Origin of the sequence: Sporosarcina aquimarina (assembly GCF_019748715.1) — a bacterium.
GTDB classification, from domain to species: domain Bacteria; phylum Bacillota; class Bacilli; order Bacillales_A; family Planococcaceae; genus Sporosarcina; species Sporosarcina newyorkensis.
Genome location: NZ_JACLBZ010000035.1, coordinates 1 through 13,510 on the forward strand (window position 1 = coordinate 1; position 13,510 = coordinate 13,510).

Sequence of the window (13,510 nt, forward strand, 5' to 3'; positions counted from 1 at the left end):
GGGGTCGGCCGTTGCCATGAGACAACTAGCGCTCTCTTTGCTAGTTGGCTCTTGGCGGGAGGCAATCCCCCAGCGGCGCAGCGGTGTCAATGTACAAACCCTGCACTTAGCTCGGTCACTTTAAAAAGTCGAGCAACGAAACGGAAAAAGCCGCTACAGCAAGTCCGATGAATGACTTGCCGTAGCGGCTGAATTTACTTACATCAAGTACCAAATATATTGTGCTTCATCCGGAGTGCCGGGTTTAAGGTCGGCGCTTCTTGGATAGTTTATTTTATCAGCTGACGTATGGATCAGCGCACCTACGTATGGGTTGGCTTGTTCAGCACGCTTGAATAGCTCTGCACTCTGTTCCGAATTCCCTTGAGATTTTTCCATCTCGATCAGCCACGCCAGATATAGATAAGCTGCGTCGCCTTCAGAAATTTCCGCGCCCGCTTTCAGGACTTGTTCGGCTTGTCCAATTTCATTCTGATAAATTAAGGATGAAATCGCCAGATAGCGTACACCTTGGTGATCGTAGAGATCAAGTGTCAATATACGTAAAAACAGTTCGCTCGACTCCATGTAACGTTCTCTATCATAAAGCCAGACACCGTAGCTCAGTAAAGCACGCAAGTATGGACGGTTCGTCGCGAACGCCCAGGCGTCTTCGGCACGGTCATCAAATTGCTTTTCGCCAGAGAAAACGGCTTGCTTCAAGAATTTCTCCTGCTCTTCATTGGAATCGGTCATTTGAGCTTGCAGCAATAATGCATCGACGTTCGTCGGGTCAGCACCATATGCTTGCTGCGCGAAATCGTAGCGCTGTTCGGCAGTCTCTGCGGCGTATGCCATATAGCAGAGCATCTGTGCTTCCTGCTGACGATTTTCCGGTTCGAACGGGTGCTGGATCGCTTCTTGGATATGGGCTTGCGCTTCTTCCATCGTAGCGAATTCATGCTTTGTGGACAGCATATGTACATGCCAATTCGTCTGTTCAATCGGGCGTGGATCGGTGCCGACATAATAAGTCGCCGAAGTATTGCCTTCCTGCATCATCGTTTCCAATTCACCGATTTTCTCCAGCAAGACATCCGTATGTTTTCTAAATGAAGAGACAGAAACTCCAAACAATTTTCCTACTTCTGCCTGCGTATACGTTTTTGCCATCATGCTTACCTCTATTGCGAGCTGAAATGCCGCCGCTGCAAGTACTTCGGGCTTACGGAATTTCGGTTGTTTTTCCGTAAAGTAATAGGCCATCAATGAAAGCAGCATCTCATAGGCGCCTGGATGTAATTCCTCATTCTCGAGCTTCGCATCCAGTACCTCGATCACTTCACGCTGCAACGGCGTGAAATTCTGCTCAACGACTTCCATCATTGTCTGTGCATCCAACTGACAGACGACTTCGTAAATATCCATAAGATAGTTTTTGAAGAAATCAAAGCTGTTCTTTTCATCGCTGACCTCTGCAAGCTTCTGCACTTTCGTTATTAATTCTTCACTCATATGCTTATTGACCGCAATCGCAGAAATTGGCATGACCCAGCGTTCGTCATTGCGCCATTCTTCCAGCACGATCGCCAAAACAGCCCGCACATCTTCCGGCTCTCCCGGTTCTCTTGCCAATAAATATTCACCGTCTCCAAGAATCTCTTTCATTCGGTAGACATGTTCGTCGGACGAAGTCACTTCAGCAAAAGTAATGAAGGCGTTTTGCCAACTTTTCAGTATAGTGCGCACTGCTTTGTTCTGCGTCCGATTCAGTGCCTTCACGATATGACGGCGCCAGAGGTCTTTTCGGACGATGAAGAAATAATAATCACTGACGTTCGTCACCAACTCTTTTTCTTCCATCCACTCACCAAGGTGCTGGCCCCATTCCGCTAACAGGCCTTCCAGCTCTTGAACTTCTGCAGGTGACAAGGAAGTTTCATAGTAGTTGTTCAGAACAGTCTTCAATTCTTCTTGAATTTGATTCTTGCCCGGCCCATCGGTTCTGCCGCAGCAGTCCTGTACGATCTTTTCACTTCCGCACGGGCATTTCTCTTTATTTCCTATCACATCGAACACAACCTTTTCTTTTTACTATAACATAAAAAAAAGAAGCCCCGCATGCCCACGACATGCGAAACTCCTTCTTTTACTTCTTAAATTCTTCGACAGCATCTGCAGAAGGTTCAAATTTTGGCGGAACCACTCGTTTAATGAAAAGCGCCAATATTAAGGCCCCAAGCGTAATGAGGGTAGAGATGAAGAAGGCATGATTGACTCCGTCAAGCATCGCAGTTCGTTCAATCTCCCCTTTCATTGCTGAGATGTCAACACCGGAAGCCATCAATTCTTTCGCCTGATTGGTAGCCGACTGCTCCAAGCGATTAGTCATGATAGTCAGCAACAATGCTGAACCGATAGCACCCGATACTTGCTGCAATGTATTGTTCATCGCTGTTCCGTGCGGATTGGATTTCATTGGCAATGAATTCATACCGTTCGTCATAATTGGCATCATGACCATCGACATGCCGAACATCCGGATCGTGTATAACATCATCAAATAGTAATATCCAGTATCAAGCTGCAGACGACTCAGGAAATAGGTCGTGACGACAGATATGGTTAAACCGGTATACGCAAGTGCACGCGGTCCGTACTTATCAAACAGCTTTCCTGTAATCGGCGACATGAGCCCCATAACCACCGCACCCGGCAACATGAGCAAACCCGCATGAAATGGAGAGATTTCCCGGACTTTCTGCACATAAAGAGGCGTCAGAATCATCCCGGAGAACATCGCAATTGATAGAACGATGGAAACTGCGGATGCCAAGGCAAACATCGGATGCTTATAAATACGGAAATCCAACATCGGCTCTTCCATTTTCAGTTGCTTCACAACGAAAATGATAAGGGCGATGGTTCCAATTGTGATCGTACCGTATACTTCAAGTGCTCCCCAGCCCTTATCGGCTGCAGAACTGAAGCCGTATAACAGACCCCCAAAACCGATACTTGAAAGCAAGAGTGACAAGAAGTCTAATTTGACATCACTATTCGGCGTAATGTTTTTCAATTTGAACACCGCAAGGACGATCGTCAAAATTGCGAACGGCAAGACAATTTCAAACAGTGTCCGCCATGAGTAGTTCTCCACAATCCATCCGGACAGCGTCGGCCCTATCGCTGGAGCCGTGAACATAACCAAACCGAACATGCCGAGTGCAGCTCCCCTTTTCTCGATCGGGAACGCTGTCAACATCACATTCATCAGTAAAGGCATCATCAAAGCAGATCCCGATGCCTGCACCATACGTGCCACGATCAGTAAGCCGAACGTAGGCGCGACGATTGCCAGAAAGGTCCCTAACGTAAAGAGTATCATCGCTGTGAGGAAGATTTTTTTATTCGTGAATTTCTGTATAAAAAACGCACTGGCTGGAATCATGATCCCATTGACCAGCATATAACCCGTCGTCAACCACTGTACATCGGATGGACGCACCGAAAATTCATCCATGATGACAGGCAGAGCAATATTGAGCAATGTATTGTTCAATACGGCGACAAAAGCACCAATGAACAGTATGGCAATAACCCCATATGGAGGTTTTTCATGCATTTTTTTAATATCTAATGATTCTTCCATAGTATCCTCCTAAACTTCATAAAAATTATATCAAGGATTCATTTTATACCGATAGTCCATTTATTTCAACTAAAAAAATTGAAAGTCTAAAAAAGTTGATAACAAAGGGTTTATTGTTTACTATACTAGTTGTACCCAAAGTATAATTCAAGTTAAAAGACATAGGTGATTAAGAGTGAATGATCGAAAAAAACATGTACTGCAAACTGCTAAACAACTGTTTACAGAGAAAGGTTTTCAATCTACATCCATTCAGGACATATTGGATGAAGCCTCTATTTCAAAAGGGACTTTCTATAACTATTTCTCTTCGAAAAATGAATGTTTGATGGCTATTTTGAGAGATGCGTACCACCTATCCTATTTACGGAGGAATGAACTCGCCATCGGGAAAGACTTGACCGATCCCCAGCTTTTATCCGATCAGATCCAAATTCGCCTGACGATGAATCGGGAGCAGAATTTGCTTCCTTTATTTGAAACGATTGTCCATTCGCCTGATGATGAACTGCGGCAGTTCGTCAAACAGATGCACTTCAGGGAATTGGCTTGGATCGCTAAGCGTTTGGTGAATATATATGGAGAAGAAGTGAAGCCTTATTCGTACGATTGTGCTTCTTTATTTTTTGGCTGCGTGCAACATTCGCTGCATATCTGGAAGGGTTCAACTACTGAACACCTAGATACGAAACAGCTAGTGGATTATGTCATGCAACGCATGGAAGCCATCGTTCCAGATGTCGTTAAAAAGAATGCGCATTTTTTGCCGCAAGATCTAGTGGAGAGGATTCTGGCGCATGCGGAATTTCATCCGATGACGCAAGAAGTGCTCGTCGGGGAACTGCGGGATTTCATCGGACAACTGCCCGCCGACGAAAATACCGGAAAGCTCTATGCACAGTTTCTTTTTGAAGAAATGACGAGTGAATCCCCCCGGATGTATTTGCTAGAATCGGTCGTACGCTCTTTCCGCCAGGCCTACGAAGGCACCGACCTGCAACATCGTACAATTGAGCTATCCGCTGCGATATGGTTGTTTATTGATAAAACGGATGGATAAAAAGCGCGGATAATCCTAATGGATTATCCGCGCTTCTTCATGTAGTTAACTTAAGTTACTCGATTGTTCGGTTCTTCGCCTTTGGCCCATGCCTGCAGTGCTTGTTCATTGAGTTTCATCATCGCCAAACGTGTTTGGACAGTCGCACTTCCGATATGCGGCAGCACCGTCACATTCGGAAGCGTCAGCAATGGATGATCTAGGGGGACAGGTTCCGTCTCGAAGACATCCAATCCGGCTGCATGGATTTTTTTCGTATGCAACGCTTGGAACAATGCCTCTTCATCGACGATCCCGCCACGTGCGACGTTGATCAGAATCGCTGTCTCTTTCATTTGAGCCAGTTCTTTTGCTCCAATCAACCCTTTCGTCTCCTCGCTGTACGGCACTAAGATGAGCACGAAATCAGATTGTGCAAGCAACTCGGGAAGCTCGGCGTACTGACAGCCGTACATTTCTTCCGTCTCCTGTTTCCTGCTGCGGTTATGGTACAGCACTTTCATATCGAAACCTTTCGCACGGCGCATGACTGCTTCACCGATCCGTCCCATGCCGATGATGCCAAGCGTCGAACCGTAGATATCCACACCTGTAAAACCAAGCGGCTCCCATGATGTCCATCTGCCTTCACGCAATGCATTTTCCGCCCCGATCAGATCGCGAGCGGTTGCCATCAATAAAGCAAATGCCAAATCCGCAGTTGTTTCCGTTAGAACATCCGGTGTATTCGTCACGATAATACCTCGCGCTTTAGCCGCTTCCACGTCAATATTATTGTAGCCGACTGCCATGTTCACAATGATTTTTAGATGTGAAGCAGCCTCCAGCACTTCTTCATTAATTTGATCGGAAATAACTGTCCATAACGCATTTGCGGTCGCGATTTTTTGCAACAGCACATCGCGTGGCACCGCCTCACTCGTGGATTGCCACATCTCCACTTCGTATAACTCACGAAGCGGTGCGATGAGTTCTTCCGGCATTTCACGACAAATATACAATGTAGGTTTCATAGAAATCGCTCCTTCAGCCACCGATATAGTTCATATCAATTTTCTTGCGGTTTTTCACGGTCTGCTCTGATCGTTCGTCCGAATATCGATCAGTTCTCCGTCTCCAAACCGCTGCAATTTCATCCAGCAACTCCTGATCCGTCTTGCCTGAGCGAATCAACTTTCGAATGTCAAAGCCTTCAGATGCGAATAAACACGTATACAACTTACCTTCTGAAGACAGGCGCGAACGCGTACAAGTTGAACAAAATGATTCGGAAACCGACGTGATGAAGCCGACTTCCGCTCCTGTATCCGTGTAGCGATAGCGTTTCGCCACCTCGCCGTAATACTCTTCTTCCGCAGGCTCCATGTCATAAACCGCGGCAAGCATCTCATAGATTTCCTTTTTAGTGACCACTTTACCGAAACTCCAGCCATTGTCATTGCCGACATCCATAAACTCAATATAGCGTAATGTGATCCCCATATTCTTGAAATACGATGCCATCGGGAGAATTTGGCTTTCATTGACTCCCTTTTGGACGACCATATTCACTTTGATCGTAAAGCCGATGTCTTGTGCCTTTTTAATATTTTTGAGAATGAGATCCGGTGAAATGCCACGGCCATTGATCTGACCAAACAGTTCTGCGTCGAGGGCATCCAAGCTAATGTTCAAGCGCCGCAAGCCTACATCGTATAGGGGCTGCGCATACTGCCCGAGCAATACCGCATTCGTCGTCAACCCGATGTCTTCAATTCCTTTGATGTCATGCAGCTTTCGGATCAATTCAGGTAAATTACGGCGCATCAAAGGTTCACCGCCGGTCAGCCGGAGTTTTTTTACGCCCAGCTCAGCAAAGATCCTTGCCAGACGTTCCAACTCTTCAAATGACAGCAACTCATCCTTCGCTAAAAACAGAAAATCGTCACCGAAGATTTCTTTCGGCATGCAATACGTACAGCGGAAATTACAGCGATCCGTCACTGAAATCCGCAAATCCCTGATTGGTCTTCCGAGCTGATCTACGATGGCATCCATCTTCCTCATCTCCTTTCTATTTCACATGGCGTATTAACATTTTTAAACACGAGTTTTGGTGAATCCGTCAGCGAACTTCCTTCAATCCATCGCCCGTTAAGCTGCGCCTGAACATGCATAACGCGACGATTATCCTCTATTAATGCCCGACGGATCATCGGTTTCGCAGAGGCTTGCCAAATCGAAACAAGCGGATGGCGTTTCCCTTCCACCGTCACTGCCGAAACGTCTCCAGAATGCTCGTCCACTAAACGCGCGATTACGCGTTGTTGTATGAACGGCATATCACACGGCAAAACAATATAATGATCGGCTTTGACTGCTTCCATGCCAGACAATATTCCCGCCAACGGTCCCATCCCAGAAAATTGTACGAGATCGGTTGTGACGCAAAGATCTTTCGGAAATTTATCGACAAACTCAGTACGCGTAGCGACAATAATTTCTTCACAAAAAGGGTTCAATGCCTGTAATGAATAGTGATAAAATGGAGCCCCTTTATATTCCGCAAATGCCTTTGGGGAACCGAATCGGCGTGACTGTCCGCCTGCCAATAAAATCCCGGCCGTCCGCTTCATCCACCACTCACCGGCGGAATGAATGCACACACATCGCCCGCTTGAATCACGTCTTCTTTCCGGGCATATTCTTCATTTACCGCCACATGAATCGTGTCTTTTCCAAAACCTGGATACGTCGTTTCCGCCCAATCCAATAATTCTTCCACTGTCAAAGGAGCACGATCCAATGATTCCTCTCCTTTACCCGTCAACTCTCGCAGCCTTGCAAAGTAATGAACTGTAATCATTGTTACCTGCTCCCTTTCTCTGGATATTTCTTTTGTGCACCGATCCACTCTTCGCCATCTTCCCAGATTTCCTTCTTCCAAATGGGCACAACTTCCTTGATTCGCTCGATCGCGTATTCATTCGCTTCATACGCAGCCTTTCTATGAGGTGATGAAACTGCGATCACGACGGCAATATCCGATATTTTCAGTTCGCCGATCCGATGCGCCATCGCCACTCGAACGCCCGGCCACTTCTCTTCCATCTCCTCACCGATTTCCGCGAGTTTCTTTTCCGCCATCGGAATATATGCTTCATACGCGAGATATAATGTACGAACGCCATGCGTCCATTCGCGCACATGCCCTGTGAAGACAGTCACTGCGCCAGCTGCTGGATGCAAGACGAACTCGCTGTATTTCTGCGGATCGATTGGTGTATCCACTAGTTCAAATTGTTTCATCTGTCATCGCCTCCTGAACCCATTCTTGCAGCCAGTTATCCAGTGCCATCTTGTCTGCGAAGATTTCCTCTGTGTTCACTACTTTGATGATTCCAGAGAGTGATTTCAACTCCGCCCAATCTTTTTCATGACGAATGAGCACCACTTTATCTCCGGCTTCCTTCTTATAGCCTTCTATCAGCAAAACATCCGGTTCCGCGGAAGCTGCCAGTGCCTTAAGCTCTTGAAATGAATGTTCTTTCTGTTGAATCAATTGTATCATACCCCCACCCGCCACTACGGTCGAGATGGCTCCTGCTTTCAGAAATTGTACCGTATCGGTATGATTGGGAGGCAGCTCAGGCGCGCCTCCGTGTCCATGATGCTTCAATACGGCGACCTTCATCCCAAGACGCTGAAGCACGGTAATCCAATGGGAGACCAACGTCGTTTTGCCGCTGTTCTTGTAGCCTACGACATGCAGTGTTTTCACAGTTCCCATCGCTCCACACCCTGCTCCGCTCCGAGTAAGAGCACGTCCACGGTCATTCCTTTTTCGAAGCCGCGTGTTCCGCTCGGCAAGACGATGATACAGTTGCCTCGTGCAATGGAAGACACCGCGCTTGATTTATTGAAACCAGCAGGTGTTGCGACAATCCCCTCAGATGTCATGCTCCAAGATGCCCGGACAAAACGAGTGAAAGGATTCGCTTTCTTGAAATCATCTCCGAGTTTCGCTTGGATCCGCGGCATAAACGGTGCAGTGCAACCCATCATTGAAAGGATGGCGGGACGTGTAAACAATTCGAATCCTGTAAAGCATGCGGACGGATTACCCGAAAGCCCAAACAGCAACTTTTCACCAAGCACCGCCACTGTCGTCACACTTCCCGGGCGCATAGCCACTTTATTGAATAGCACTTCCGCTCCAAGCCGCTCATATATCGCCGGCAAATAATCATAATCCCCGACCGATACTCCGCCTGTCGTAATAAGGAAATCCGTCTCCTGAAGCGCGCGCTCAACAATCTCCGTACACGCATCCAAGTCATCTTCCATCATGCCGTATGATTTCGACTCGACACCCATTCGCGTCAATTGTGCACGGATCATCGGACCATTGGAATTCCGGATCTTCCCCGGCACCAACTCATCCGCTACGTCGAGCAACTCCGTCCCAGTCGACAACACGCCGGCAATCGGCCGCTTCGCAACACGCACTTGTGAATATCCAAACGTCGCAAGCAGTGCAATCGTTCCGGGATGAATGACTGTCCCCGCTTCGATCAATCGCTCACCTTTCTTTGCGTCTTCCCCTTGTCGTGAAATATTCTCACCCGCTTCAAACGGCTTTCGCAACGTGAAGCCCTTTTCATTTTCCACCGTCTGCTCGAGCATAACGACCGCGTCCGCCTGTTCCGGAATCAGTGCTCCTGTCATGATGCGGTAGGATTCCCCTTCTTCAATCGACCGGTCCGCCACATGACCCGCTCCGATTTCACCAATTACTTGAAACGATTTGCGAGCATCTCCTGAAGCACCTGCTGAATCCGCCGCGCGAATCGCAAAGCCGTCATACGGTGAACGATCAAAAGGAGGGACATCATGCTTCGCGATGATCGGTTCCGCGAGCACTCTGCCGTATGTATCTTCTAAAAGAAGCATTTCTGTTCCCAACTTATGCACATGTGACATGACGCGTTCCACAGCTTCTGCCACTTGAATAGGTTTTCGAATTTCTACCACTTACATCTCCTCTTTCTTTTGATATACTAACGAGTACAATGAAATGAAAGGATGTTCAACATGTCCGAACTCACTCACTTTAATGAACAAGGTCGCGCCAAGATGGTTGACGTATCAGGCAAGGAAATCACTTTGCGCACCGCCATTGCGACTTCTTCGATCATCGTCAACGAGTCAATCCATGAACAGATCACCCACGGCACGAATAAAAAAGGTGATGTCTTCGCGGTCGCTCAAGTGGCCGCGATCATGGCCGCTAAAAATACGGCAACGATCATTCCGATGTGCCATCCATTGCCGTTAACCGGCGTCGACGTCCGATTTGATTGGGAAATTGACGAGGAAAACGCCCATTACGAAGTCCATATCCAAGCCGAAGTCAAAACGAAAGGTGTAACCGGCGTTGAAATGGAAGCTTTGACCGCCGCTTCCGCCGCCGCCCTCACCATTTACGATATGTGCAAAGCTGCCGGCAAAGAGATGGTCATCGGACCAACCATGCTGCAAAACAAAACTGGCGGCAAAAACGGAGACTACCAACGCGCAGACTGAATGTCGCGCGTTTTTTTATTGGCTGGGTTATGGAGCGGAAAATCTGTCAGCCCGCGATCATAAACCTCGAATCCACGCTCATACACCCAAACCAAATCACTCAACCTTCCAAATGCTTCGTCAACTCATGCGCAATATGCGGCAACTCCGGCAGAATCAACTTGTCCATCGCAAGCGCTACCGCTTTCGAAGAGCCTGGAAGCAGGAACACCACTTGCAAACCAATCGCCCCCGCCGCCGCACGACTCAACAACGCCTTCGAACCGACATCTTCGGTATAGCTCAAAAAGCGAAACAATTCGCCAAATCCATCCAACGGCTTCGTAAAATAAGGAGTTACCATCTCCACCGTAATATCACGTGCTCCAATGCCCGTCCCGCCTGTGAAAATCATCGCTTGAATCGAGGAATCCGCCAACCAATCCGATAGTTGCTTCACAATATGCTCACCTTCGTCCAAACAGATGCCATATTCCTTCACCTGATGCCCTGCATCCTCCAACTTCTCCCGAATGATTTTCCCGCTCTTATCATCCGCTTCTGTCCTTGAATCACTTATCGTCAATACAGCGACCGCAATGGACTTCTTGCGCGCTTGCTTTGGTAAATGAGATTCTTCCATATTCTGCTCCTCCTTAACCGAATAATGAATGATACAATTTCCTTCCAGTCCGCATGTCCTTCAGTCCATGTATGAGTAACCGACCATTGTCGAATAAAATGCAGCGATAATTCTCCGCATGGAACTCTACGAAAAATGGCGTTTCACGATATTTCATCCCAAGTTGCCGGGCGACACGCACTCCATCCGCTACCGTCAATTCGCGATCGGCATCCGGGATAATCTGTACGGTGTCGCGTCCGCAAAGCACTGCGTATTGCGTGCCGGATTGCACATGCAGGGCAGGGTATGTCGGATGACTTCCACACGTTTCACAATCGGGGTTCTTCATTCGACTAATTCCCGCTTCGACAGATGTATTGTTCCACACATCAAAATGCAGAAGTTTCGTGCGCATGGCGGACGTATTTCCTGTCAGCCATTTCAACGCTTCTGCACTTTGATGTGCCGCAGATATCTGAACGGCAGGCGCGATGACTCCTACTGTATCACATGTTTCATTAACAGCAGGGAGTACTGGAAGCAGACAGCGAAAACAAGGAGTCTCGCCCGGAATGAAAGGAAACGCGCTGCCGGAACTGCCGACAACTGCGCCATAGATCCATGGAATATTCAGTTTCCAAGCCGCATCATTGATCAGCAAGCGCGTCTCGAAATTATCCGTCGCATCGAGCAGCAGGTCAGCATCTTGGGAGATCTCTTCCAAAATGGGACCATCCACATGATCGAGCACCGTCCGGATTTCTACATCTTCGCGGATCGATCGCAATCGCCGTTCTGCCGCCACCACTTTCGGCACGCTTCCTTTCGCATCGGCTTCATTAAATAATTGTTGCCGCTGCAAATTGGAAGCTTCTACATAATCACGGTCAGCCAGCGTCACTTTGCCGATCCCCGCTCGCACAAGCGTCTCGGAAATTGCAGAACCGAGTGCACCGCAACCGATAATGACTGCATGCGCCTCCGTTAACTGGCGCTGCCCGAATTGCCCGATTGGCTGAAATAATGTTTGTCTCGAATAGCGATTTTCCACTTCATCTACTTCCTTTCATTTGACAAGAAGCAAGGGCATCGGTTAACTAAACCGATTGCCCTCGCCTGCAACAGGACTGATATCACTGAACGATCCGACATATCGGACCACGTCCCCCGTTCCATCTCTCACGGCACTGATAGAAAGGAACTCCAAATACTCTTCACCGTTTTTCTTCTTGTTCCAAATCTCACCATGCCAAACGCCCTCTTCTTCGATCTGCCGCCACATATCATCGTAGTATGCTCTCTCGTGCCGGCCGGAACTCAAGACGTTCGGACTTTTGCCAAGCACTTCCTTTTCACTATATCCTGTCAGTTCCGTAAACGCCGGATTGACCGATACAATGACCCCTGTCTGATTCGTCACGAGAATCCCTTGCTTTGTCGAATCAAATACTTCTTTTGACAGACTCACACGGTCCATGTAATAAAGCCAAACGACCAATACAAGACTGGCGAGTGAGACTTGAGAAAACGCCATGAAACCAATCGAATACGAACCTGTCATCGAGAAGATCGTCGCCAATAACAATGGAGGGAAAAAACCACCGAGACCACCCATCATCGAGACAATCCCATTGACCGTACCAGCTTGCTTACTGAAATAAAGCGGAACCAGTTTAAAGATGACACCATTTCCGATTCCTGCTGCAGCCGCGATCAGTATGCTGCCCACTGTATAGAGCGCGATATCAGGTGAAAATGCCAGCACAATGGAAGCCGCCGTCAGACCCGCAAAACAGCCCATTAATAAGAATAGTGGCTGAAACTTGTCACCCAACCAACCACCGACCGGTCGCAGTAACGTAGCAACGACGATAAAGCCCGCTGTCCGGAGTCCTGCATCCACTTTCTCAAGTCCAAAGTAATTGACGAGAAAATTCGGCAAAAATACGGTAAATGCCACGAATGAACCAAACGTGATGAAATAGAATAGCGAGAAAAACCAAAGCTTTTCATTTTTATAAACACCTTTAATTTGCTCAACAATCGGTGCTTTTACCTTCACTTCCTTGCGGTCACCGAAGAAAAAATTCAACGCGATGAACACAAGCAGCAAGACGAGATACATTTTGACAGTCAACGACCAGCCAAACTTCATAGCGAGCACAGGTGCAGAAAACGTAGTGATCGCCGTTCCGATATTCCCCATGCCGTATATACCGTTGACCAAACCATGTTTTTCCTTAGGATAATATTTCGGAAGCGATGTAACCCCAACGGAGAAAATCGCTCCGCCTACCCCAAGCAAAGTACCGCCAATCAATAGCCCTGTCACCGTTGAGGTCTCACTTATGTAGTAGACAGGAAATAATAACACGATAAAACTGATGAAGAACATAACACGTGCTCCATACACATTGGCATAATAGCCAAGCGGTATCCGTAAAATCGAACCGAGCACTACCGGGATTGCTGTGATGATGGCCACACGTTCAGGCGGGATATTAATGTCTTCACTGATGAACGGCAACAGCGAAGAAATAAGCACCCAAACCATGAAACCGACAACTAGATTCGCCGTCTGAAGCGGCAGTTGGATCTTTTGTGTCATAGGAATCCATCCAATCTGAAGTTAATTACTAAACAACCACAA

General features: G+C 47.6%; 14 protein-coding genes. 2 read left to right on the forward strand and 12 right to left on the reverse strand.

Annotated elements, in window-relative coordinates; all coding sequences use genetic code 11:
• Positions 1–198: 198 nt before the first annotated feature.
• Together H7J92_RS15680 and H7J92_RS15685 are read right to left on the reverse strand one after the other, a co-directional pair.
• A complete protein-coding gene (locus tag H7J92_RS15680) occupies positions 199–2,049 on the reverse strand; it encodes a tetratricopeptide repeat protein (protein ID WP_139365970.1) in 1,851 nt (616 codons plus the stop codon).
• Between the two features lie 79 nt (positions 2,050–2,128).
• Positions 2,129–3,631 (reverse strand): MDR family MFS transporter, encoded by a 1,503-nt coding sequence (locus H7J92_RS15685; protein WP_221837847.1) that lies wholly within the window; start codon positions 3,629–3,631, stop codon positions 2,129–2,131.
• Positions 3,632–3,806: 175 nt separating this feature from the next.
• Here H7J92_RS15685 and H7J92_RS15690 point away from each other — a divergent pair, with 175 nt between their 5' ends.
• Complete coding sequence (locus tag H7J92_RS15690) at positions 3,807–4,691, forward strand: TetR/AcrR family transcriptional regulator (RefSeq protein ID WP_078817441.1); 885 nt, start codon at positions 3,807–3,809, stop codon at positions 4,689–4,691.
• Positions 4,692–4,741: 50 nt separating this feature from the next.
• On the opposite strand, the gene H7J92_RS15695 is transcribed toward H7J92_RS15690, so the two are convergent.
• The 7 genes from H7J92_RS15695 to H7J92_RS15725 are packed head-to-tail and all read right to left on the reverse strand — an operon-like array spanning position 4,742 to position 9,704.
• Complete coding sequence (locus tag H7J92_RS15695) at positions 4,742–5,704, reverse strand: 2-hydroxyacid dehydrogenase (protein WP_221837849.1); 963 nt, start codon at positions 5,702–5,704, stop codon at positions 4,742–4,744.
• A gap of 13 nt (positions 5,705–5,717) precedes the next feature.
• Positions 5,718–6,737, reverse strand: coding sequence for a GTP 3',8-cyclase MoaA (gene moaA, locus H7J92_RS15700; protein ID WP_221837852.1), 1,020 nt, complete (start codon positions 6,735–6,737; stop codon positions 5,718–5,720).
• A complete protein-coding gene (gene mobA, locus H7J92_RS15705; RefSeq protein WP_176132521.1) occupies positions 6,734–7,336 on the reverse strand; it encodes a molybdenum cofactor guanylyltransferase in 603 nt (200 codons plus the stop codon). The genes moaA and mobA overlap by 4 nt, the downstream gene beginning before the upstream one ends.
• Positions 7,303–7,536 carry a molybdopterin converting factor subunit 1 gene (gene moaD, locus H7J92_RS15710; RefSeq protein ID WP_078817445.1) on the reverse strand — a complete coding sequence of 78 codons (234 nt, stop codon included), beginning with the start codon at positions 7,534–7,536 and terminating at the stop codon, positions 7,303–7,305. Before moaD ends, mobA begins: the two co-directional genes overlap by 34 nt.
• A gap of 2 nt (positions 7,537–7,538) precedes the next feature.
• The gene (locus tag H7J92_RS15715; protein ID WP_221837854.1) at positions 7,539–7,979 is read right to left on the reverse strand and encodes a molybdenum cofactor biosynthesis protein MoaE; all 441 of its coding nucleotides are present in this window, start codon (positions 7,977–7,979) and stop codon (positions 7,539–7,541) included.
• Entirely contained in the window at positions 7,966–8,460 is a 495-nt protein-coding gene (gene mobB / locus H7J92_RS15720) for a molybdopterin-guanine dinucleotide biosynthesis protein B (RefSeq protein ID WP_078817447.1), read from the reverse strand. Before mobB ends, H7J92_RS15715 begins: the two co-directional genes overlap by 14 nt.
• Entirely contained in the window at positions 8,448–9,704 is a 1,257-nt protein-coding gene (locus H7J92_RS15725; RefSeq protein WP_221837856.1) for a molybdopterin molybdotransferase MoeA, read from the reverse strand. Before H7J92_RS15725 ends, mobB begins: the two co-directional genes overlap by 13 nt.
• Before the next feature lie 60 nt (positions 9,705–9,764).
• Between H7J92_RS15725 and moaC the strand changes: the two genes are divergently transcribed.
• Positions 9,765–10,256 (forward strand): cyclic pyranopterin monophosphate synthase MoaC, encoded by a 492-nt coding sequence (gene moaC, locus H7J92_RS15730; protein ID WP_221837857.1) that lies wholly within the window; start codon positions 9,765–9,767, stop codon positions 10,254–10,256.
• Between the two features lie 100 nt (positions 10,257–10,356).
• Here moaC and H7J92_RS15735 read toward each other — a convergent pair whose 3' ends face one another.
• Genes H7J92_RS15735 through H7J92_RS15745 form a run of 3 tightly spaced genes read right to left on the reverse strand, consistent with a single transcriptional unit; the run spans position 10,357 to position 13,468 of the window.
• The gene (locus H7J92_RS15735; RefSeq protein WP_078817450.1) at positions 10,357–10,878 is read right to left on the reverse strand and encodes a MogA/MoaB family molybdenum cofactor biosynthesis protein; all 522 of its coding nucleotides are present in this window, start codon (positions 10,876–10,878) and stop codon (positions 10,357–10,359) included.
• A gap of 13 nt (positions 10,879–10,891) precedes the next feature.
• Positions 10,892–11,911 carry a ThiF family adenylyltransferase gene (locus tag H7J92_RS15740; RefSeq protein ID WP_221837858.1) on the reverse strand — a complete coding sequence of 340 codons (1,020 nt, stop codon included), beginning with the start codon at positions 11,909–11,911 and terminating at the stop codon, positions 10,892–10,894.
• Between the two features lie 42 nt (positions 11,912–11,953).
• Positions 11,954–13,468, reverse strand: a complete 1,515-nt coding sequence (locus H7J92_RS15745) for an MFS transporter (protein WP_009766328.1) — start codon at positions 13,466–13,468, stop codon at positions 11,954–11,956.
• Between the last annotated feature and the right edge of the window lie 42 nt (positions 13,469–13,510).

Excerpts from the sequence above, each read along its gene's own strand:
- H7J92_RS15685 (WP_221837847.1), bottom strand. The coding sequence starts at position 3,631 with ATGGAAGAATCATTAGATATTAAAAAAATGCATGAAAAACCTCCATAT.
- H7J92_RS15695 (WP_221837849.1), bottom strand. The coding sequence starts at position 5,704 with ATGAAACCTACATTGTATATTTGTCGTGAAATGCCGGAAGAACTCATC.
- moaA (WP_221837852.1), bottom strand. The coding sequence starts at position 6,737 with ATGAGGAAGATGGATGCCATCGTAGATCAGCTCGGAAGACCAATCAGG.
- moaD (WP_078817445.1), bottom strand. The coding sequence starts at position 7,536 with ATGATTACAGTTCATTACTTTGCAAGGCTGCGAGAGTTGACGGGTAAA.
- H7J92_RS15715 (WP_221837854.1), bottom strand. The coding sequence starts at position 7,979 with ATGAAACAATTTGAACTAGTGGATACACCAATCGATCCGCAGAAATAC.
- mobB (WP_078817447.1), bottom strand. The coding sequence starts at position 8,460 with ATGGGAACTGTGAAAACACTGCATGTCGTAGGCTACAAGAACAGCGGC.
- moaC (WP_221837857.1), top strand. The coding sequence starts at position 9,765 with ATGTCCGAACTCACTCACTTTAATGAACAAGGTCGCGCCAAGATGGTT.
- H7J92_RS15735 (WP_078817450.1), bottom strand. The coding sequence starts at position 10,878 with ATGGAAGAATCTCATTTACCAAAGCAAGCGCGCAAGAAGTCCATTGCG.
- H7J92_RS15745 (WP_009766328.1), bottom strand. The coding sequence starts at position 13,468 with ATGACACAAAAGATCCAACTGCCGCTTCAGACGGCGAATCTAGTTGTC.